This window comes from Bartonella sp. B1099 (assembly GCF_944801835.1).
Classification (GTDB): domain Bacteria; phylum Pseudomonadota; class Alphaproteobacteria; order Rhizobiales; family Rhizobiaceae; genus Bartonella.
Genome location: NZ_CALYLN010000003.1, coordinates 81,642 through 103,728 on the forward strand (window position 1 = coordinate 81,642; position 22,087 = coordinate 103,728).

Sequence of the window (22,087 nt, forward strand, 5' to 3'; positions counted from 1 at the left end):
CAAAGAAGATTAAAGAATTACAAAAGGCTATTGAGACGATTTTTTACTTCTAAGAAGTCTATCCATGTAAGCTTCTTTTGACTAGGGGTTCTAAGAAGGTAAGCGGGGTGGAAAGTTGGCATAACAGGTATTTTTATATTATCCTCACTTTCATAAACATGCCATTTTCCTCGTGTTCGGATGATCCCATTTTGAGATCCGGTAAGGAACTGTGCCGCAACGCCTCCCAGTGCTATAAGCACACGAGGACGTGCTAAATAAATGTGTCGTTCAATAAAAGGGCGGCACAAGGCAATTTCTCTTGGTGTTGGTGTACGATTTCCTGGAGGACGCCAAGGAATAGTATTAGCAATGTACACATTGTTTCTTGTTAAGCCAATTGATGCGAGGATTTTATTCAGTAACATTCCTGCTTTTCCCACAAAAGGAATGCCTTGTATATCCTCTTCTCGTCCTGGGGCTTCGCCTATAAGCATCAGGGGGCTTCCTGCTGTTCCATCTGAAAAACAGGTGTTTTTTGCTGTCAATTTTAATGAACAGCCATTAAATGCAAGAAGAGCAGATTTTAATTCATCAAGTGTTTTTGCATTCTTGGCACTCTCTATAGCAGCAGGTTCGTTTTGTATAGCCCTCGAGTCATGGAGCGGATGATGATCTAATTTTATAGTTGGAGATGTTTTGGGGGATGTTTGTTGATTATGAGAAATGTTCACAACAGGTGCTAATTTTCTCTCGGAAGAAGGAAGCTGCTTAAAGCGATCAATAGGCAAGTCTGTCAGAACAGCATCCACACCACTTTCTTTATAAAAGTTCAAAAGTTCTTCATAAGAAATTGAGTACGGCGTTTGATTTAACATTTTATTTTTTTCTAATGATCTAGTATTTATAGATCAAACAAAATTATCCTTCAAGTTTTATAAATCTGTTTGTTCGTACCTAAAAACGCTGATAGCATTTTCTCTTTTCATAAAAAAGGTACATCATAAAATGTGGAAGTTCGCGATTATATACATTGTTAAATGTACAATTTACTTAGATACGCTATTTTAGCTTTTTAAACAAACTAATTTAGTCATAGTAAAAGAATTTTAACTTTTATGCAAGTGATTAAATAATAAAATATTTATCATTATACTTTATATTTAATAATTAATGAAAATTATATTTTATAGTAAATTTAAGTATAAAATATTATTTATATAAATAAAATACATAAATATTACTTTTATATAAGCTTATATTATTTAAAAACTGTTTTTACAATGGGTTAAAAGAACTGTATGGGTATATGCTTTTGCTTTTTTTACAGCTGAAATAAGCGATTCATTGAGTGCTAAATGGGCTGCAATAGCACTTGAGAGAATGCACCCTGTTCCACGCATTGTTCCTTTTAAACGTGGAGCAGAAATATTGATGACTTCCATTTTGTCAATGAAGCTATCAATTGCAAGAGGTCCCTCTGCATGCCCCCCTTTTACTAAAATAGAACGAGCGCCAAATGACAAAAGTTTTTTTGCTTGTTGTATTGTCTCTTCATGATGAAATGCCAGTGGGGTTTGGCTAAGAAGAGCGAGCTCATCTCTATTTGGTGTTAAGAGAGTAACATATGGGAGAAGCTGGTTGATCATAATTTCTATGATTTTTTCCGTTGTTAGTTTTCCCCCCGATGAGGCAATCAGTACAGGATCAAGAATAACAGGAATATGGGGATAATCTTCGAGCACACGACAAATTGCTGCTATAATGGCTTGATTTCCTGTCATACCAATTTTTATTGCGCTGATTGAATGAGCCTCTAGGGCAATGCGCATTTGCGCAGCAACAAGTTTTTCATTCATGGGCACAATTTCAGCAACGTGATGATCATCTTGTACATTGACACAAGTAATGGCTAAATTGGCTTTGATATGAAAATATGCAGCTGTTTCTATATCACGAACAATTCCAGCTCCTCCTGTTGGATCGGTGCCTGCAACAATGAGAACAGAAGGTGTTAACGCCATGGCTGGGTCACCTTGAGCCATTGTTCTACCCGCTCTTCAGGTTTTTTATGGAGGATAATGTCTGTGACAACAGCAGCACTATTGGCTCCTACTTTCAAAACATCTATTGCGCGTTCTGGGTTTAAACCACCAATGCCAACGAAAGGTAAAGCACCAATCCGTTTTCTCCATTGTTTGATTTTTTCTAATCCTTGAGGTTGCCATTTCATTTTTTTTAAGATTGTCGGATAAATAGGACCAAGAGCAATATAGTCAGGATGAACAGAGAGGGCGATATCCAATTCATGTTCATCATGGGTGCTAAGACCAAATCTTATACCATTTTTGCGAATTGCAGGAAGATCAGCATTACTTAGATCTTCTTGCCCAAGGTGAATAAAATTGCATTTTTCATCAATGGCTATACGCCAATGATCATTAATTATGAATTGTGCTCCCCATTTATCACAGATGTTTTTTGCGCGTTTGATATGTTGACGGATTGTTTGAAGATCTTCGTCTTTCATACGCAGTTGTATGAGTTTGATACCAAGAGGAACCAAGCGTTCAACCCAATCAGCATTATCAACGATGAGGTAAAATGGATCCAATTTCATGAAAATACTGCTTTTCCAATAACGGGTGTTGAAGGAACGGCGACATTGCGTGCTTCAAGAATGCCTGCTTGATATCCCATACGCCCTGCCTGGATAGCTTTAGAAAATGCTTCAGCCATCAAGACAGGATCACCTGCTTTAGCAACTGCGGTATTAAGAAGCACTGCGTCATAACCCATTTCCATAGCAACAGCAGCATGAGATGGACGTCCAATGCCGGCATCAATCACAAGAGTAACATCAGGAAGATAAGCGCGAATAGAACGCAGTCCATCAGTATTATGAGGACCTTTGGCAGAGCCAATAGGCGCACACCAAGGCATAATAACTTGGCAACCAACATCTAAAAGTTTTTCAGCAACAATGAGATCATCGGTTGTATAGGCAAAAATATGGAAACCTTCACTATTTAAAATTTGCGCTGCTTCGATGAGGGCAAAAACATTGGGCTGTAAGGTATCGGCATTCCCGATAATTTCGAGTTTAATCCAAGAGGTTTTGAAGAGATCTCGTGCTAAATGGGCTGTTGTTACAGCTTCTTTAACAGTGTAACAACCTGCGGTATTGGGAAGTATCGTTATATCAAGCTCTTGAAGGAATTGCCAAAATTGTCCCCCTTGTTTGCCACCAGCGCTTTCGCGGCGTAATGAAACGGTTACAATTTCTGTATTCGATTTATGAACAGCATCACGAAGAACAGCAGGTGAGGGATATTGCGCTGTACCTAACATAAGACGAGATGAGAATTCACGTCCATAAAGATTCAACATAAATATTAGCCTCCTTGCATTGGGCTTAAAATTTCTACTTTATCTCCTTCATGTAAAATAAATTGGTCGCGTGCTTCTACAGGAATAACTTCCGCATTAACAGCAGTTGCGAGCCAATTTCCTTCATACCCCAATTCCTCAAGCAAGAGATTGAGAAAAGTGGTTTCTGTTTGAATTTTTTCACCATTAACAAAGATTTGCATATTTTATTCCAATGCCAATTTTACCGCTCGTTTTGCCATTTCTGGAGATAAAAGAAAACCATGTCTATAAAATCCGTTTATAGAAATATGATTACCATATTTGTATACAGAAGGGAAGTTATCAGGATAAGCTGGGCGGACTCCAACGCCAGATTCAACAATTTCTGCTTCAGCAAAAGCAGGATGCAATGTATAGGCTGCGTTGAGCAATTCCATCATTGATCTCACAGAGATGGCACCGTCAAAGTCACTTTCAATCATTGTTGCGCCAATCATAAAAATATTATCTTGTCGCGGAACAATGTAGAGTGGGATGCGTGGATGAAGAAGACGAATGGGGCGGGAAAGTTTAATATCCCTACAGCGTACGAGCAGCATTTCACCACGCACCCCCCGTATATTTTTATCTTTTCCTAAACGTGCTATTCCTGTTGCATCAATGATCATATCAAAATTTATTTCAGATGTTTTGACATCAACAAAACAGGCACCATTTTTTATCAAGATTTCTTTTAAAGCAATGAGCGCTTTACGAGGATCAAGATGGGCTTCATTTTCATAAAAAAGCGCATGGTTAAAACGTTCTGCAAGATCAGGTTCAAGACGCGCTATTTCTTCACCGTTTATAATTCTATAATGATGTGTCCGCGCTGAAAATCGTTCAAGTTCTACCTTATCTCGTGCTGGTGCGACAACGAAAGTTCCTTTTCGTATAACAAGATCTGGAAATGTTTTAAACCACCATTGTATGGCTTGTACACCAAGATCTTCAACGATCTGTTCAGTATTTTCTCTTTCACAGTAAGGCGCAAGCATTCCGCCTGCATACCAACTTGCTGTTCCTATAGGAGAAGAAGGAGGGGCCGATACAGTAACATGGGCGCCTTTTTGTTGTAACATAAAAGCAACGGTTAAACCACCGACCCCCGCACCTTTGATAAGAATATTCTTCAACTGTTGACTCTCTTTTTTTGAGGGGCTTCGACATACAGGTCACCACTTTCTTGATATTTTTCAGCCATAGCAACCATACCTTCACCTTTTGTTTTTTTGAGTGATGCAGCATCACGAATATCATGAGAAATACGCATAGAACAGAATTTTGGTCCACACATAGAACAAAAATGCACCAATTTATGCGCATCTTTAGGCATTGTTTCATCATGAAAGGCACAAGCCGTTTCTGGATCAAGAGAAAGGTTGAATTGATCATGCCATCTAAAGTCAAATCGTGCTCGTGAGAGAGCATTATCGCGTAATTGTGCGCTGGGCAAACCTTTTGCAAGATCAGCAGCATGAGCGGCAATTTTATAAGTGATAACTCCCGTTTTGACATCATTTTTATCGGGAAGCCCTAGATGTTCTTTAGGTGTTACATAGCACAACATAGCGGTTCCAAACCATCCAATCATAGCCGCACCAATGGCGGATGTAATATGGTCATAACCAGGAGCAATATCAGTTGTAAGAGGTCCCAAAGTATAAAAAGGGGCTTCATGACAAAGATCGAGTTGCTGTTCCATATTTTCTTTAATTTTGTGCATTGGGACATGTCCTGGTCCTTCAATCATAACCTGTACATTTTTTCCCCAAGCAATTTTTGTTAGTTCTCCTAAAGTCTTAAGTTCAGCAAATTGGGCTTCATCATTAGCATCAGCAATAGAGCCAGGGCGTAATCCATCTCCTAAGGAAAGAGAAATATCATAGGTGCTTGCAATATCACAAATTTCATCAAAATGTTCATAGAGAAAGCTTTCTTTATGATGATGAAGACACCATTTTGCCATAATAGAACCACCCCGAGACACAATCCCTGTTACACGATCAATGGTCATTGGAATAAATGGTAATCTTAAGCCAGCATGAATAGTAAAATAATCAACCCCTTGTTCTGCTTGTTCTATAAGAGTATCGCGAAAAATGTCCCATGTTAAATTTTCAGCAATACCTTGTACTTTTTCGAGAGCTTGATAAAGAGGAACAGTTCCGATGGGTACAGGAGAATTTCGAATAATCCACTCACGGATATTGTGAATATTTCGCCCCGTCGAGAGATCCATCACTGTATCTGCACCCCAACGAATAGCCCAAACCATTTTATCAACTTCTTCTGCCATTGAAGATGTTACGGCTGAATTGCCAATATTGGCATTAATTTTAACACGAAAATTGCGCCCAATAATCATTGGTTCACATTCTGGATGATTGATATTTTGAGGAATAATAGCACGCCCACAGGCAATTTCATTCCGAACGAATTCCGCAGTGTAAATTTCTGGTATTTCTCCACTCAATGGATTGGGTTGCACTTGTTGTTGATCTTTTATTGAGAGCCCTTCATTTTCTCGTATAGCAACATATTCCATTTCTTCTGTAATAATACCTGCACGTGCATATGCCATTTGTGTAATTTCTTTACCATTTTTTGCGCGCAAAATAGACCGTTTTTTTTCAAAAGCGGGTATAGGAGAGCGCGTTAATCCATTATCTTCAGGTTTAATGGGACGTTCAGGATAAGGTTCAGTATCATCACGCCTAGAGAGCCAAGATGAGCCAATTGCGGGTAACCCTTTTGTAAGATCAATGATTGCATCTTTGTCGGTATAGGGACCAGAAGTATCGTAAACATTTAAAGGTTTTTCACCACTCCCATTGGTTAATGAAATTTCACGCAATGGAACACGCACATCAGAAAAAAGAGGACTCTGTTGATAAATTTTGCGTGAGGCGGGAAAGGGGCTGCAACTGATTGATGGAATATTTTTTGGCACAAATTTTTTCCTTCTAAACACAGAGTTCAAAAACTAAGGTGGCATGGGGATATATTCAAATGATCAATTATATATTCTTGAATGAAGAAATGTTTCTAACATTTTATAGTCAGTGATCTTCAATAAAGTTTAAGAAAATTTATTTTGAAAAGATTAATGCAATATCTAAATAATATCTGCACTCCCCCATATAAACACTTCTGTTAGCACTAGTATGATTGGCGTAAATACGGACATTGTCAATCACAAAGATATATTTTAAACGATTTTGGTGTATTTTTTAAGAATAAAAAGGGGTATTATGAAGTGATAAACTTATATATTAAGAAATTGTCTTTGATAGCTGAGGGGGTAGAAAATGTAAATCAATCGGGCATTTGTTGTTTGGATTGATGAGGCAGATGAGTTAGCAAAATAGTTTACGAGAGTGCTTACTTTTATATCGTAATCAATTAAGGAGAACACCAATAATTGCGAGATCATGTTCAAAAGGATTTATTGTTCTTGCAAAAAAAATATACCTATAATAAAATATATACGCGGAGAGAGCTGTTCTAAGTAAGGGAAGAGAGCAGGCGGTTACAGGGCGTTGGTTTTAAAGAGCTGGTGAGATGTATTCATAAACGCTTGGGGGCGAGGGTATATTTCTTAATATCCGGATCGGATGCAACCTTCGGACTTGAGGAAAGTCTGTGATCTTTCCTTAGTATTTCAGTTTACTGAAGGGGGAAATTATCATTTAAATATATTCTCTATGATGCATTGAGGTTGAACAAGATTTCTGTTCAAAAAACATTCGTATTGATCTCGTAATACAAATTCAGAAATAAATTGAATGAAATAGAATAAAGCACCCTCATGTCAATAAAAACATAATGAGGTATGCAAAGAATTTGAAGCTAACTTTTAAATTTTTTAAATACAAATCATAATAAAAAGAGAGACTTAACAATTAAAAAATAACAATGTCTCATGAAAAAATTTAAATCAGCGACTTTCTATGCAAATGACAAGTTATTGCATTTAATAATGGTTATATGAAATCCACAGTAAGAAAAAGTTTGAACGGTATTTGTAAAATTTTGCAACAAGATACAAGATTTAAAAATACAACTGTATAACGATAGCAAAGCAACAAAACAAGATACCAAATAACATCAGATGAGGTGCTACATTACACATGAGAAGTGGAAGCATTAAGACGGATATTATGAAAAAAGTCTGATGAAATCAGCTTATTAAATTGAAAGGAGTAAAGAGAGAAAGAATGCGTAAAATACGGATGGTCAGTGGCTATGATGTACCAATGCGATGGACACATTTTAAAGCACAGAACGAGAAATTATTAGAAAAACAATGAAAATAATGGGGGATTTATAATGTCTAATATTTACGATTGGTCGTTAAAGGCTGATGAAAATGCTCATACAGATAATATTATTAATTGGTCAGAAGGCCAGCCGCCTAGTTCTGTCAATGATAGTGCAAGGGCGATGATGCAGCGCGTGCGTGAATATCTTGCAGATAATGGTGGATCTATCGATTCAGGCTTTATAATCAATGCGGAAGATAAAACAACATTAATTACCTTAAAGACAGTTTCACCGATAAAGAAATACAACAATGATATCATCATACGTTTTAAGGCCCATGGCGTGAATGTTGGCAAGACGACAATAAAAGTTAATAGCATGGAAGAAAAGCCTATTTATAAAGCGACGAATACAGGTGTTATACCGTTAGAAGGGGGAGAGCTACAAACAAACGGTATTTATGAAATGGTATATAATGGCAATATTTCAACGGAAGGTCGAGATGGTTGGTATTTATTAAATCCTACACCACCAAAGATAGAAAGTTTTCCTACTGGATTTATTGCGACATTTGCTATGCAAGAAATACCAACCGGTTGGCTTTTATGTGATGGTAAGGTCTATAAGCGCAAAGATTATCCGCAGTTATTCAAGGCAATAGGGGATAAATGGGGAAAAGACAGTGATACAACTTTTAAAGTTCCAGACTTTAGAGGCATGTTTTTACGTGGCTTTGATGATGGTCGGGGTTTAGATGGTGATAGAAAATTTGCAGATGAACAACAAGATAGCATAAAATCACATACACATATTGGAACCATTGAAGAATCAGGTGAGCATACACACAATTTTCAGTATAAAGGCGTTAGATGGTTAAATGGTATTAATGGGAGAATACCGAAATGTTATACCTATGATGCTTCCTTTCAAGGAACAACAGGTTCTGCTGGTGCTCATACACACAAGGTAACTCTTGCCCATACGGGTGAGGCTGAAACGCGCCCTGTTAATACAACAGTCGTTTATGCTATAAAATCATGAGTATGATTGGGAAATACAGAATCTATATACATTTGATAAATTTTATTAACGCGGAGTAATTCCGCGTTATTTTTTATATATTTAAAGAGGAAACCTCTATACGGTTTATATGATACTTAAGAGAGTCAAAAAAACAATTTTTAAAATAGAGGAAGAAAAGTGAAAAATATGATCATATTTGATCTTCTTATTGGCTATAGAGGGAGGTAAATGATCATTATAAATCAGTATTTATCTATTGATAAAAACAGCTAAAACACATGCGTTATGAAAAAAATAATGCCACTGAAATCACAAATAAATCTTCTATGGATTTAGAGAAAAGGGTTCATTTAAAAATAAAACAGACTCTTGGATCTTTTCGTATTTTATTTTTTTCATGGATTTTAATTTTTAGATTGAAGCCGATAGCTTTGAGATCTAACTTCACAGGAGGATGCTGTTTGAGGGAGTATAAATGGGATATCTTCTTTAGGTAATTCAGAAACGTTTAAGGAACAATGATAAACATTGCGGAGATTTTGTGTTGTCAAAACGGCAGAGGCATTTCCTTCGCAATAAATCTCACCCTTCTTGAGCAAGATCATGTTATCTGCATAATGTGCTGCGAGATTGAGATCGTGAAGAACAGCAAGAACGCCACCACCAGAATGGGCAAATTGTTTTGCAATGTCCATAACGATAATTTGATGTTGAATATCGAGGCTAGCAATAGGTTCATCTAATATCATCCAACGAGGAACTCCATTATAAATGGGTTTCCAGATTTGGCAAAGAACACGCGCAAGTTGTACACGCGCTTGTTCTCCACCTGATAATTGATGATAATACAGGTTGCCGTAATCAGAAAGATCAACGCGTTCTAAAGCTTCCTGGATAAGATTGTGTAATTCGGCTTTGGCAATGGTAATTTGGTTTACAGAAAGGCCAAGCCCTACAACTTCATGGACTAAGAATGGAAATACGAGTGTTGTTGATTGTGGTAAAACAGCTCGCATTTTTGCCATTTCATAAGTCTTTGTTTGGCGTACATCATAACCATTTAAGGTTATTTTCCCACTGTAAGGAATTTCTCCACTTAATGCTTTGACGAAAGTACTTTTCCCTGATCCGTTGGGACCGATAATGATGGTAAAAGCGCCACTTTTAGCTTGAAGATTAATGTGGTTAAGAATCTGTTTCTTCCCGCGCTGAACGCAAATATTTACCGCTTCAATCATGAAAAGTCTGTTCCTCGTTTGCATATAAGGATCCACAGGAAGAAGGGAGCCCCAAAAAGTGCTGTTACAATTCCAATTGGCAATTCTGCGGGGGCAACAATTAAGCGTGCAAACGTATCAGCAAAAATAAGTAATGCGGCTCCCAAGAGAGCAGAATAAGGAATGAGATAGCGGTGATCAGGACCAATGAGCTGACGTAAAATATGAGGAACAATAATCCCAATAAAACCAATACCACCACTGACAGCAACAGCACTTCCACACATAAGAGCGACAAGGGGAATAGCAATATTTTTAACGCGCTGAACTGGGAAGCCAATATGACCAGCAACGGCTTCACCAAGCGCAAGAGCATTCAGTGCTCGTGATAAAAAGGGGGCTAAAAGAAGACCAACAAAGATGAAAGGGAGAACAAGCCATACTTTCAGCCATGTCGCACCCGCAAGAGAGCCAAGACTCCAAAAAGTGATATCGCGTAATTGCTGGTCATTTGCGATAAAAATCAACGTTCCAACAACTGCACTGCTTAAGGCTCCAAGGGCAATACCGGCAAGCAACATGGTTGCAATAGAGGTAAAGCTATGATGTGTTGCTATTATGTAGAGAACAATCGTTGATAAAAGCCCCCCCAAAAAAGCGCCTATGATAACTTTGTACGGCTCTAGAAAAGGTGCAAATGAAATAGGAAAGGCAAAACCTACAACAATGGCTAAAACAGCGCCAAGACCGGCTCCTGCTGATACACCTACGATTCCAGGATCTGCAAGAGGATTACGGAAAAGTCCTTGCATCAGAACACCCGAGACAGCCAAAGCTGCTCCGATTAATAGCCCTAAGATAACACGAGGAAGCCTTATATCAATAAATATGAGATAATCGCGTGTTTTTCTACTGACAGAAAATTCTTGCGTAAACAGGCTATAAAGAAAATCAAAGAATGAAGCATTTGAAGCGCCATTTAAAAGTCCGCTTAAAATACTAAAGATGAGGAATATTATGAGACCGAATAAGAGTATTTTTCTCAAATTTTCGCGCTTTATTTTTTTATGTTTTTCTGTTTCAGGCGCATAAACCATGGACAGCTTCTCTACCAATTTTATCCGTTTTTATCGTTTTGGTTTGTACCATAAAGCATATGAATAAGCTCTCTTGATGCATCCGCAGTGCGTGGACCAAATCCTAAAAGGTACATAGCATCCATTTGTTTAATAGCATGATTTTTGGCAGCGGTTGTTGCTTGAATTGCTGGTATAGCTAAAAGCTTTTCAAGATTAATAGATTTTCCACTATGTGTTATAAGCAAAATAGCATCAGGATCTGCTTTTAGTAACGCTTCGTTATTGAGAAGTTTATACCCTTTATAATCGGTAATGGCATTGATAGCCCCTGAAAGTTTTATGATACCATCAGCCGCTGTATCTGTTCCAGATGCCATAACGCGCCCATTTTGTACGGATAAAATGAAAAGGACACGCTTTGGTTTCGTTACTTTTGCCAAAAGAGCATCATTGTCTACAAAATTACGGCTTACTTTTTGAATTAATGCAGCGGCTTGTGCTTCACGATGGATAGCTTTTCCAACGAGGCGAATTTTTTCTATGACACTTTCTCGAGAATAGTTTTCTGGTATGATCACGATAGGGATTGATGTTTTTTTGAGAATTTCAATTGTTGAAGGAGGCCCACTTCCTTCAACGAGCAAGATACCTTCTGGAGCAAGAGACAGAACACCTTCAGGTGAAAGAGCACGCATGTAGCCAAGCACAGGAAGTTTGAGGGCTTCTTTAGGATAAACGCTTGTACTATCGCGGGCAACGAGTTGATCTTGTGCGCCTAATGCATAAATAATTTCCGTCAGAGAACCGCCAATGGAAACAATCCGTGCATTTTCAGAAAAATGTGTGGTAGGTTCAGCAATGACACGTTGAGAAAAAAAGCTAAGAGAAAGCAGTATAAAAAGAAGAAAAAAACTGAAGTGTCTACGCAAAAGAAGTATAAGCATATTTTATCTTTCTAAGCGACGACTAATTCTTGATAAGGAGGAAGAGACTTCAATAAAGCACGCCAATCCTCACGCTCTTTTTGACCTTCTTTACGCAAGCCAAAAAATTGAACAATCATACCATCATTTTTATCGAAAACTTCAAGTGAACTGACATAACCATCACGGGTAGGTTTGCGAACATGCCATACACTAGCAATCCCAGACGTAAGTAAGTGGAGGTCAAACCCTGGATCAAGAACATTAAGCCAAGGTCCCATTTGCTTAATATTTTTTACAGTTCCACTAAAAATTTGAATACACCCCTTATTACCAACAAAACACATAATAGGCAGTTCTTGTTTTGCAACTTGGGTAAGCATTATTTCAACAGCATCTGCCTGTAATTCATCGGCAAATTCATTTCCAGCATATTTTACAGCATGATGCCGATTAATTTTAAATTCGGAAATAATTTCGTGAAGTTGGTGTACATCTGTCATTTTACGCCAACGATCCCGAAAATTCTCAATATCCAATTCTGTTATGTCACATTGAACTGGAAGAGAAACGGGAAGAATGTCAAGAACAGAGGATTGATCTTCAAGAAGGAGCTTTTCAACAAGTTTATTCCACTCTTCCATGTTGGTCATATCTTTAGAATAGACTTTTAAAATAGCAACGCCATGCTCATCAAAGAATTGTAGACTTTTTGCAGGCTTTCCAAGGATAATGACATCATATTCAAAACCGAACTTCCATTGTTTTGCAAAAATACGCAAATCAATTTCACCAAGTGTGATAGGAATATGTTCATTTTGAACAATTTTTTCAAAACGTCCTGTTATTTCGTGAACGGCATGCTCGTTGCGTGTTAAGACCATGACCGTTCCAAGCCGAGGAGCACTTTCCAAGAGAGTAGCAACATCAGCTTGTAATCTTTTTGCCTTTCCAACGGTACAATAGGCGGCAATAAGTTCTGCTTCAGATATACCAATCGAAACCGCAAAATCGCGGTTTCGCATTTCTTTTTTTTCTTCACGCAAACGAAGAATCATTTCAGCTGTCTGTGCCATGGACTTTACCTTTATGTTACTTAATTCAAAAACGAACTTTCAAATTTTACAATCCCAAGGCAATAGATTAAATTCTTTTAAGAATTTAATCTATCACAAAATAATGTTCTATCGCCAACAGCCGAACAATCAAAAAATGATAAAACAGAAAGAATTAAAGTTTTTCTATCAAATCCTTGTAATTTTAAAGATGTTGAAAATAGAAACACAATAACTAATCCTTTTATCGATATGATTTTATTGAGCTAATCGTTAATAGAAGTGACTAAAATTTTTGTACGAACGACACTTTAAAGTTACGACCAGGCTGGCTATAATAATCCTTCGGTGTTGAACTCTTACTTGAAGGAAGTTCTGATGCATTCCAATATTTTGTATTGAAAAGATTATAAACACCGGCTCTCAAGATAGGTCCTGTTTCACCGAATGGTTTCCACCACCCTGTCATATCAACGACATGATATCCTGGAATTTTTTGGTAATCAGATTCTTTAGCTACTTTGTCACGTTTGGCTGCTAAAGTAAGGGCAATATCGCTTCCCCAAACCTCTTTTGCATATCCTAATCCGATAACGGCTTTCAAAGGAGGAATTGAGTTAAGATACTCTTTTTTATCAAGATCTTTTCCTTGTGAATAAGCAAGAGCAACAGAGCCATGAAAACCATTTTTAAGAACTAAATGTGCTTTTGTTTCAACACCAAAAATTTGCACACGGAAACGATTCATGTAATGCCGACGCGCAAATTTGAATTCTTCTGATGGCCCTCTATCCTCAGTATCTATGAAATTCTTATATTGGTTGATAAAGGCATTGAAGGAAGCACCGAAATTTGCATTTCCATACCGTAGACCAACATCATAGCCATTGCTTGTTTCTGGTTGAAGATCAGGATTTCCTTTCACGTAATAAGCAGAAGGTTTGATATAAGAGACATAAAGCTCTGAAATACGTGGCGCACGAAAAGCTTGCGCCCACTGAGCATAGAGTGTCACTTGATCCCGAACATCCCATTCCATGCGCAATTTAGGAGAAAAGCGTGAGCCGCTTCTTTCTGGAGGGAATTTATCAGAAATCAGAGCTTTCTCATAAGAAGATGTTTTCTGAGGAACATATTTGTACCAATCGTACCGGACTCCCGGGGTTATACGAAAACGGTTATCAACCAAACCAATTTCATCTTCAAAAACAAAACCTAAATTGTAACCATTTGTATCTGGTGAATCTGATCGATTAGCAGGAACAAAAAGGCATCCTCGCGCGTATTCTTTTATATGACAATTATCTTTACCTAACAAATAGTGATGAAATTTAGATGATGAAACATTTGTCGCAAACTTCAACATATGGCTAACAGTACCAAAATCCACTTTTTTTAGAGCATCAGCATTGAAACCATAATTGATATTACGCAAAAAATTATCTCTCAGATAATCGCCTTTGGGAGCTGCAACACGAACGCCAGTCATAACGTGACGACTTGATTGCCTTTGCCAATAAAGCAGCCCATTAAACGCATCAAGAACCGCATCGCCATTACCATTATAATTATAAGAAAGAGAAAAGCGCTCACGAAGGTTATTATCCCGCTCATAAACGGAACCTGGAGCATATCTTTTAGACGAATCTAATGCATGTGTATTACGATTATGACCAAAACGTTCTGCGGTCAAACCAAGCCGGTGATTATCACTCAAATATTGATGAATTTTAAAAAGCAAGTTATTTTTGTCAAAGTGAGAGGGGTTTTTACGCGTGCGTTCTCCATATCCTTCCACGGTTCCCATGTTTTTGCGTTCATGACCTTCTACATAAGATCCTTGGAAAAGTAAAAATGTTCGGTAATTGCGCACAGCAAAAGCTTGATCGATGCGCCAGCTATTATCAACAGAGTGATAACCACCTTTTATAAGGCTTCCCCAATTTTTTCCTTCCACGATAAGGTCTTCAGGATTAAGGGTCCGCAGTGCAATTATTCCCCCTAGGGCACCAGAACCATAAAGACTAGAATCTGATCCTTGAATAGTGTCAAATGTAGAAAGAGCATTAAAATCAAAAGTTGTGTTTCCGCCACCACCACGGAATATATCATTAAACCATGGAAGAGAAATACCATCCATTGTCGTAAGAACACGGTTTGCATCTAAACCACGAACAACAAAACTGTTATTTTCTGAGTTATAGGAGACAGAAGGATTAAGACGACTCACATCATAAACATCAGTGATTTGTTTTTCATCAATATTCTTATTGGTTTTACGATCAGTTAGAATGGTTATTGAATTTGAAGCGTCTTCTATTTTTTTTCCTTTAATAAGGATTGGTTTGAGTTCAGTCACGACATTCTTATCACTGTTTTGTGCAAAAACAAATGAAGGTATACAGACCGACAACACACCTAAAATCACACAGCTTTTATGGATATTTTCTCGTCTTATTCGCATAACACATTATAACCTTTTTTAAAAACATCCCCTCTCTAAGCTTGAAACTTTACATATAAATGCCCGTAAAAACACTTGACTTAACCCTATCAAAAGTTAGCCAACCAAGCAGGAATGATTTAACAATATAAAATCACAGAGGAACCATATTAAACATGATAAAATCAGTCAAGAAAAAAGTTGCAATTTCCAAATAGCTTGTTTTAATGAGATGAAAGACCAATATTGCATTTAGAATAGCGGCGGAAGAAACGATGAACTTTGCAAATACGAGGCAGTTATCAACTCTTTGGATTGGTGCATTTGTTGGCGCTCTTTCTTTACATATAGTATTGGGAGCACAGTTTTATTTTCGAAAGACTGGTGTCAGTAACGGTATGCTCTCATCGACGGTTATGCTAACTCTTGCTCAAGAGAGTGTATATATGGATGCTGATAGAGATTCCTCGAATCCAGATCATAATACAGATTTATCAAATGTTAGCACAAAATCAGAATTATTACAGCCGGATCTTGCTGAGCAAGAGCCAGAGATATTGGAAACGGCGGATGAAATTCAACCGGAAAAGCTCCAGCATACTGTCGAAAAAGATGATTTTACAGTAAAATCTTTGGAAGAATCTCTTCCTCAAAAAGTAGAAGATAAAATATTTGAAAAAAAAACAAAACCAAAGACAGTTGTAAAGCAGTCATCTGTAAAGGTTGCGCGCTCATCTACCGCTAGACAGAGCGGCAGTACCGCAGGGCTTGAAAATATGGTGTTAATGGAGTGGTTAGCAAAGGTACAGTCGCAATTAGAAAAGCAAAAAAATTATGTTGTAGGACAGCGTACCAGTAGAGCAAAAGGAATGGTGAAGTTAGAATTTAGGGTGCATGAGCAGGGGAATATTTTTTCTAGCCGTGTCGTCGTTTCTGCCGGAGATCCGGAACTTGATCGATTGGCTATGGCAGCCCTTCAACGTATTGGTTCTTTTCCTCCCCCTCCACCATCAAAAGTGAATAAAACGATTAGAGTATCCTTAATATTTAGCTGATTTTATGGGGAGCTCTGTTTAGATAATATATTGGTTTAGAATGATTACTCATCATTTTATAATTTGAATGAAATATAGTTTTTTCTAGATCTTTTTGACGTTGAATCAATCAAAATCATTCGCTTAAAGACGACACAGGAGAGAACATAGATAAAAAGTTTTAGGAATGAACATATTTCTTATGAATACTCTAACATGAAAGGGCTGTTGCAATATTGGGCATGAGGGGATGATAAGGCTATCGCTTTTATCTCATTAAAAGCAATATATCTAATCGATATACCATTCATGAGAAGATTTTCATAAGCACTTTTCAGGTTCATCGTTGTGAAATGTGAACTTAGAAACATTACAAAATGCCTTTTTAAATCAAAAATAGGCATAAGAAATACATACTATTTGGGCTAGATATTCTGTTTTGTGCGAAGGATATGGGCTTATACATAAAAATGAGAAAAATAAAAGGTAAAGTTTCACCTTCATTCCTAAAATATTAATATGTTTGAAAGACGTAAAGCTGAATGAAAAGGGAAGGTGCAGGAGGATATTTTTTATCTTTAAGGTTGTCTTACTCAATGAGTCTATACTTTTTCTTTAGAGATGATTCAAACAGGTATAGTTATAACGCACCTCTATGGGGTATAGAAATATTGCAAGCAGAAAAAACACTTTCAAAACATGCTATTGTACAAGATTTGAATGTTGATGAATAAGTAACAATAAAAGGATACGCTATTCGTTTCACTCTTCTTATATTGATAATCTCTATAATATTATCGTTTATGCATTGAGAAGAAATGAACTATTTGCGCAACATGATGATTTATAATGATCATTATTTATATTTGGAATGAGAGCCCAGAATAGCGTAGGATTTTCCTATTTCAGCTCTATTGATACTGAATCTATTAAAATCACTGAGCTTGCACGTTACAAGTGAGTCTGTATATCGATACTCTTTTAGGGAGAAATAAAAATCCTCTTAAGAATGTACGAGTATTTGGAAAGGTTAAGGTATATTATTTCCATCGACCAGAAAGCAGGTCGGTTTTTATATCTATTTTCCCAGTGAGTCTTGCTTTGTAGACGCCATAATTTTCCATGACGCGCATCACGTAATTCCGTGTTTCTGTATAAGGAATGCGCTCAATCCAATCAATGACGTTATCGAGAGATTGTTCTCGAGGGTCGCCATAACGTTTTATCCATTCATTGACTCGGCGGGGCCCCGCATTATAGCCAATAAGCGTTAAGATATAGGATCCATTAAAACGTTCCAATTGTTCATTGAGAAAATGGGCCCCTAATGTTGCATTATAATGAGCATCACTGCCGAATTTTTTAGGAGACCATGCGATTGCGTATTTTTTTGCTAGTGCTTTTGCTGTTGTAGGAAGCAATTGGAGGATCCCTTGTGCACCTGCTTTTGATATAGCTGTTGGATTAAATTCGCTTTCTTGGCGTGCAATGGCATAGATAAGCGATTTTTCTTCTACAGAAATATGAGCAGAAGCCGGTATAGCTCCCAGAGGATGAGAAAGTGCCCCGACATTTTTACCCTGAAAAGCAGCCATTTTTCCGATTTTGAGGCTGGTATAATAGTCACCATTTTTTTCTGCCATAACAGCCAGAAGAGCTAATTCACCGGGGCTTTCTATTTTTTTTCCGAGTTCTCTATAAAAAATTTTAGCAAAATCAGTATAGCCAGCTTCTTCAAGACGTTGAATTGCTTTGATAGCTTTTCGTGCACTAAAATGTTGTCGCTCAGCATTTGTTGGTTTAGGAAAGACAATGTTAAGCCTTTTTTGGTTGAGTCGTGCAGCGGCTAATTGACCATAATAAGTTGCACCAAAATGCGCTGCGCGATGAAAGTAGTGCTGAGCATTTTTATGTTCTCCTAGCGTTTCTGCTGTTCGTCCCATCCAGTAATATCCACGTGATGCAGAAAAAGGTAAAGAAGAAAGTTGAGGAATACGTGAAAAATGCTGCATGGCTAATTTAGGGTTATGAAGAAATCGTAGTGCATACCATCCTGCATGAAACTCAGCATCGACGGCTAATGCAGATGTCATGCCAGTGTGCATCGCAACGAGTTGATAAGCCATTTTGGGTTTGTTTAAATCGAGCATTTCGCGAGAAAGGGCGCGTTGCTCTTTCCACAAAGAATGAGGGTTCATAAGATGGAAGGCATCTTTTGTTGTTTTCATCATAAGTGTTGCGGCTGCATCATATTGCTCTGTTCGCCGAAGGTGGCGCATTCGAGCAAACTGGAAGAGAGGATCTTTTTTCCATATTCTCTCGACAGCGCGTAATCTTTGTGTTGCTCTAGGATCATTTTTTTCAACAGCTACAAAAGCATCAAAAAGAGATTGAGCATGGGCTAATTTTGCAACGCGTGATGCTGAATCAAAACGATGTGTATACAGCATGAACTGCATGCGTTTTAAATGATCTATAGGTTTTAAGGCAGCACTTGCACTTTTAAGAACGAACACTTCTTCTTTTGCATTAAGCGGTGTTTTATGCCACCACGGTGCAAGAACATGTTGAGCACGAGTGGTTTGCCCCATCGCAATAAGTGCTTTAGCGAAGAGAGCCATACCTTGTGCTGTAAGAGGGGGATGATGAGAAAATTTTTGGATAATGGCGTGTGTGACATTGGTTTCGTTAAGAAAAGCACGCTCAGCATTGCGTTGCATCGTTTCTATACCGGGCCATCCTTTTAGCATGTTGATGGCATTATATATTTCAGAACTTGGTATATTATCTTGGTTTGATAGCCCCAGCGCCCATGTTAAAATATAACGATCAAGGCTATGTTTTTCCAGTGAATTACGAAGACTTATTGTTTTTGCAATATTATTGTTTGCAAGGGCATCTAGCCCAGCTTTTAGTTGTTTGAGTGTCGCAGTATTGTGCGATGTCGTGTGTCTTTGTTGAAGAGGTTGAGCTGTTTGTTTGACAGTAAGGGCGGTAGGGCGTGCCAAAGGGATTGGTGCTTTCCCATGTAAAAGAGGTGTTTGTGCATAGGCATTTGAAAATAAAATTCTTATTGCCAATATAAGTGTAGTAAAGGTTGCTACGAAAAGAGAGGTGGAAAATACACGCATAGAGAAAAGACCTTGAGACCTTGCTTTTTGTAAAAAAACCTAAGGCTTTATAGAATACAAGCATGAAAAACACGTTAATACAGACGGCTTATTTTAAAGAAATGTTCAAAATCTAAGGAAGAATATGTTGATCTTATGAAGGCTTTTTTTGAAATTCATCTTGCTTCGATGATAGAGCAAGATTATGCTCTATTTAAAATTTATAAAGGCGATTATTAAAAAAATAAAAGCGAACATTATAGGGAGTTGATCATGCTCAAGGGAGCTATAACTGCGCTTATTACACCATTTGATCAGAAGGGTGCAATTGATGAGAAAGCGTTTTGTGATTTTGTTGAATGGCAAATCACACAAGGGATTAACGGTGTAAGCCCTGTTGGGACGACAGGTGAATCAGCAACTTTAAGTCATGAAGAACATAAGCGAATTATAGCATTGTGTGTTGAGCAGGTCGCAAAGCGTGTTCCTGTTGTTGCTGGAGCAGGATCCAATAGCACAAGTGAGGCTATAGAGCTCGCACAACACGCGCAAAAAGCTGGTGCAGATGCCGTTTTGGTTGTTACACCCTATTATAATAGACCTAATCAGTCTGGTTTATATAAGCATTTTTCTTCCATTGCCAAAGCTGTTTCTATCCCGATTATAATTTATAATATTCCGGGTCGTTCTGTTATTGATATGGCTGTGGAAACGATGAGAGACCTTTATCAAGACTTTAACAATATCATTGGTATTAAGGATGCAACGAGCAGAATTGAGCGCGTGAGTGAACAAGGTGAAAAATGTGGCAAAGATTTTGTGCAGCTTTCTGGTGATGATTGTACAGCATTAGGTTTTAATGCCCATGGAGGTGTCGGATGTATTTCAGTTTCCTCCAATGTTGCTCCAAAACTGTGTGCAGAGCTTCAAGCCGCTTGTTTTCATGGGGATTATAAAACAGCACGGGAATTAAATGATCGCCTCATGCCTCTCAATCGAGCTGTGTTTATTGAACCTAGCCCTGCAGGGATTAAATATGCTGCTGCAAAATTAGGGTTTTGTGGTGAAACTGTGCGTTCTCCGATTGTTCCATTAACACAGAGCACCAAGAAGGTTATTGATGCAGCTCTTAGTCATGCGGGTCTTTTAAAAGCATAAAATGATATTGACAAAGCCATGAATAAAAAAAAGAACGCGTCTGTGCGAAAAATAATTGCTGACAATCGTAAAGCACGTTTTAATTTTGAAATTCTGAATAATCTTGAGGCGGGTCTTGTTCTTCAAGGAGCGGAAGTAAAGTCTTTACGTTCTAATCATGCTAATATTGCTGAAAGCTATGCCAGTTTTGAAAATGGGGAATTATGGTTAGTCAACAGCTATATTCCTGAATATACGCAGGCTAATCGTTTTAATCATGAGCCGCGACGTTTGCGTAAATTATTACTTTCAAAACGTGAGATGGCACGTTTTTTTAATGCAACATCCCGTGAGGGAATGACACTTGTTCCTCTCAAACTTTATTTTAATGAATGTGGGCGCGTTAAGTTAGAGATTGCTCTAGCCCGTGGAAAAAAACTTCATGATAAGCGCGAAACGGAAAAAAAACGTGATTGGGGACGTGAAAAAGCAAGACTTTTAAAAAGATATGGATGATCAGCTTGGATATGCTTTATTGATTTAGCATTGATCTAAGTATGTTTTTGCCTCTTGAAAAATTTGGTGAAACATAGCGTCTGTCAAGCGGCCTGTATTCGTATTATAACGAGAACAGTGATAGCTGGAAAAGATGCGTAATCTACCAATGTTATTGATTGTGCCATGTCCAAAAGGATGCGCTAAAACTTTTGCATTAAGAGCGCGTACGGTTGAATGGTGTGCAATGGTACCTAAGGTAATAACGACTTTAAGTTTGGGAAGATTTGTTAAAAGAGGCGAAAAAAAAGAGCGGCACGTATTAATTTCCGCACCGGTGGGTTTGTTTTCTGGTGGAACACAACGAACAGAGTTAACGATTGCAGCATCAATCAGTTCAAGAGTATCATCTGCTCTTTCTTCAAAAGTTCCTCGGGCAAATCCGAATTTTTTCAAAGTAGAATAAAGTAAGTGCCCAGCATAATCACCCGTAAATGGACGTCCAGTTCGATTGGCTCCGCGTAATCCAGGAGCAAGACCAACAATGAGAAGACGCGTTGTGTCTGCTCCTTTATAGGGAAAGAAAGGGCGGACCGGTGCGTTATGCCAACTTGGTTCTTTCACACGCCAGTCAGCGATAAACTGATGGAGCCTAGGGCATAAATTGCAATTTTTTGGGGGCTCTGGGCAAAGCGATGTTAATGGGCTGTTCATGACGTTAGGCATCAATTGTTTTTATTCTTTTAAGTCTTTTATGGCGTATATGATGGATCATGTTTTGATAAAAAATCCAAAATATCAATAAACTGTTTTAGAAGAAATTTTAATATGAACTTATGGCTAATAATGATGGAACGAAAGGCAATCTTTCCGTAATTCATTCGATGAATAAGAGTACAATATATATAATGTTTA

18 protein-coding genes are annotated in these 22,087 nt (G+C 37.9%); 4 read left to right on the forward strand and 14 right to left on the reverse strand.

Annotated features, from left to right (window positions below):
- Nucleotides 1–17: 17 nt before the first annotated feature.
- From NNJ73_RS08940 to thiC, 7 genes are all read right to left on the reverse strand, one after another.
- Nucleotides 18–857, reverse strand: a complete 840-nt coding sequence (locus tag NNJ73_RS08940; protein WP_254493757.1) for a uracil-DNA glycosylase family protein — start codon at nucleotides 855–857, stop codon at nucleotides 18–20.
- Nucleotides 858–1,244: 387 nt separating this feature from the next.
- A complete protein-coding gene (locus tag NNJ73_RS08945; protein WP_254493758.1) occupies nucleotides 1,245–2,003 on the reverse strand; it encodes a hydroxymethylpyrimidine/phosphomethylpyrimidine kinase in 759 nt (252 codons plus the stop codon).
- A complete protein-coding gene (locus NNJ73_RS08950) occupies nucleotides 1,994–2,599 on the reverse strand; it encodes a thiamine phosphate synthase (RefSeq protein ID WP_254493759.1) in 606 nt (201 codons plus the stop codon). Before NNJ73_RS08950 ends, NNJ73_RS08945 begins: the two co-directional genes overlap by 10 nt.
- A complete protein-coding gene (locus NNJ73_RS08955) occupies nucleotides 2,596–3,369 on the reverse strand; it encodes a thiazole synthase (RefSeq protein WP_254472778.1) in 774 nt (257 codons plus the stop codon). The genes NNJ73_RS08950 and NNJ73_RS08955 overlap by 4 nt, the downstream gene beginning before the upstream one ends.
- Nucleotides 3,370–3,374: 5 nt before the next feature.
- On the reverse strand, nucleotides 3,375–3,572 hold the full coding sequence (gene thiS, locus NNJ73_RS08960; RefSeq protein WP_254493760.1) for a sulfur carrier protein ThiS: 198 nt from the start codon (nucleotides 3,570–3,572) through the stop codon (nucleotides 3,375–3,377).
- Between the two features lie 3 nt (nucleotides 3,573–3,575).
- The gene (locus NNJ73_RS08965) at nucleotides 3,576–4,526 is read right to left on the reverse strand and encodes an FAD-dependent oxidoreductase (protein WP_254493761.1); all 951 of its coding nucleotides are present in this window, start codon (nucleotides 4,524–4,526) and stop codon (nucleotides 3,576–3,578) included.
- Entirely contained in the window at nucleotides 4,523–6,343 is a 1,821-nt protein-coding gene (gene thiC / locus NNJ73_RS08970) for a phosphomethylpyrimidine synthase ThiC (RefSeq protein ID WP_256478114.1), read from the reverse strand. The genes NNJ73_RS08965 and thiC overlap by 4 nt, the downstream gene beginning before the upstream one ends.
- A 1,379-nt stretch (nucleotides 6,344–7,722) precedes the next feature.
- On the opposite strand from thiC, the gene NNJ73_RS08975 reads away from it, so the two are divergent.
- Complete coding sequence (locus NNJ73_RS08975; RefSeq protein WP_254493762.1) at nucleotides 7,723–8,697, forward strand: phage tail protein; 975 nt, start codon at nucleotides 7,723–7,725, stop codon at nucleotides 8,695–8,697.
- A gap of 386 nt (nucleotides 8,698–9,083) precedes the next feature.
- Here NNJ73_RS08975 and NNJ73_RS08980 read toward each other — a convergent pair whose 3' ends face one another.
- The 5 genes from NNJ73_RS08980 to NNJ73_RS09000 all read right to left on the reverse strand — a co-directional run bounded on the left by NNJ73_RS08980 (nucleotide 9,084) and on the right by NNJ73_RS09000 (nucleotide 15,417).
- Nucleotides 9,084–9,917 carry a heme ABC transporter ATP-binding protein gene (locus tag NNJ73_RS08980; RefSeq protein ID WP_254493763.1) on the reverse strand — a complete coding sequence of 278 codons (834 nt, stop codon included), beginning with the start codon at nucleotides 9,915–9,917 and terminating at the stop codon, nucleotides 9,084–9,086.
- A complete protein-coding gene (locus tag NNJ73_RS08985) occupies nucleotides 9,914–10,993 on the reverse strand; it encodes an iron ABC transporter permease (protein WP_254493764.1) in 1,080 nt (359 codons plus the stop codon). Before NNJ73_RS08985 ends, NNJ73_RS08980 begins: the two co-directional genes overlap by 4 nt.
- A gap of 20 nt (nucleotides 10,994–11,013) precedes the next feature.
- Nucleotides 11,014–11,919 carry a hemin ABC transporter substrate-binding protein gene (locus tag NNJ73_RS08990; RefSeq protein ID WP_254493765.1) on the reverse strand — a complete coding sequence of 302 codons (906 nt, stop codon included), beginning with the start codon at nucleotides 11,917–11,919 and terminating at the stop codon, nucleotides 11,014–11,016.
- A gap of 11 nt (nucleotides 11,920–11,930) precedes the next feature.
- The gene (locus NNJ73_RS08995) at nucleotides 11,931–12,974 is read right to left on the reverse strand and encodes a hemin-degrading factor (protein WP_254493766.1); all 1,044 of its coding nucleotides are present in this window, start codon (nucleotides 12,972–12,974) and stop codon (nucleotides 11,931–11,933) included.
- Between the two features lie 265 nt (nucleotides 12,975–13,239).
- A complete protein-coding gene (locus NNJ73_RS09000; RefSeq protein WP_254493767.1) occupies nucleotides 13,240–15,417 on the reverse strand; it encodes a TonB-dependent hemoglobin/transferrin/lactoferrin family receptor in 2,178 nt (725 codons plus the stop codon).
- 254 nt (nucleotides 15,418–15,671) lie between these two features.
- On the opposite strand from NNJ73_RS09000, the gene NNJ73_RS09005 reads away from it, so the two are divergent.
- Nucleotides 15,672–16,451: an energy transducer TonB gene (locus NNJ73_RS09005; RefSeq protein ID WP_254493768.1), complete on the forward strand. Its 780-nt coding sequence runs from the start codon at nucleotides 15,672–15,674 to the stop codon at nucleotides 16,449–16,451.
- A gap of 1,019 nt (nucleotides 16,452–17,470) precedes the next feature.
- Here NNJ73_RS09005 and NNJ73_RS09010 read toward each other — a convergent pair.
- Complete coding sequence (locus tag NNJ73_RS09010; protein ID WP_254493769.1) at nucleotides 17,471–19,561, reverse strand: lytic transglycosylase domain-containing protein; 2,091 nt, start codon at nucleotides 19,559–19,561, stop codon at nucleotides 17,471–17,473.
- A gap of 252 nt (nucleotides 19,562–19,813) precedes the next feature.
- Between NNJ73_RS09010 and dapA the strand changes: the two genes are divergently transcribed.
- Nucleotides 19,814–20,698, forward strand: coding sequence for a 4-hydroxy-tetrahydrodipicolinate synthase (gene dapA / locus NNJ73_RS09015; RefSeq protein ID WP_254493770.1), 885 nt, complete (start codon nucleotides 19,814–19,816; stop codon nucleotides 20,696–20,698).
- Nucleotides 20,699–20,716: 18 nt separating this feature from the next.
- Nucleotides 20,717–21,193 carry an SsrA-binding protein SmpB gene (gene smpB / locus NNJ73_RS09020; RefSeq protein ID WP_254493771.1) on the forward strand — a complete coding sequence of 159 codons (477 nt, stop codon included), beginning with the start codon at nucleotides 20,717–20,719 and terminating at the stop codon, nucleotides 21,191–21,193.
- 24 nt (nucleotides 21,194–21,217) lie between these two features.
- On the opposite strand, the gene NNJ73_RS09025 is transcribed toward smpB, so the two are convergent.
- Nucleotides 21,218–21,886 carry a uracil-DNA glycosylase gene (locus NNJ73_RS09025; RefSeq protein WP_254493826.1) on the reverse strand — a complete coding sequence of 223 codons (669 nt, stop codon included), beginning with the start codon at nucleotides 21,884–21,886 and terminating at the stop codon, nucleotides 21,218–21,220.
- Nucleotides 21,887–22,087: the final 201 nt, after the last annotated feature.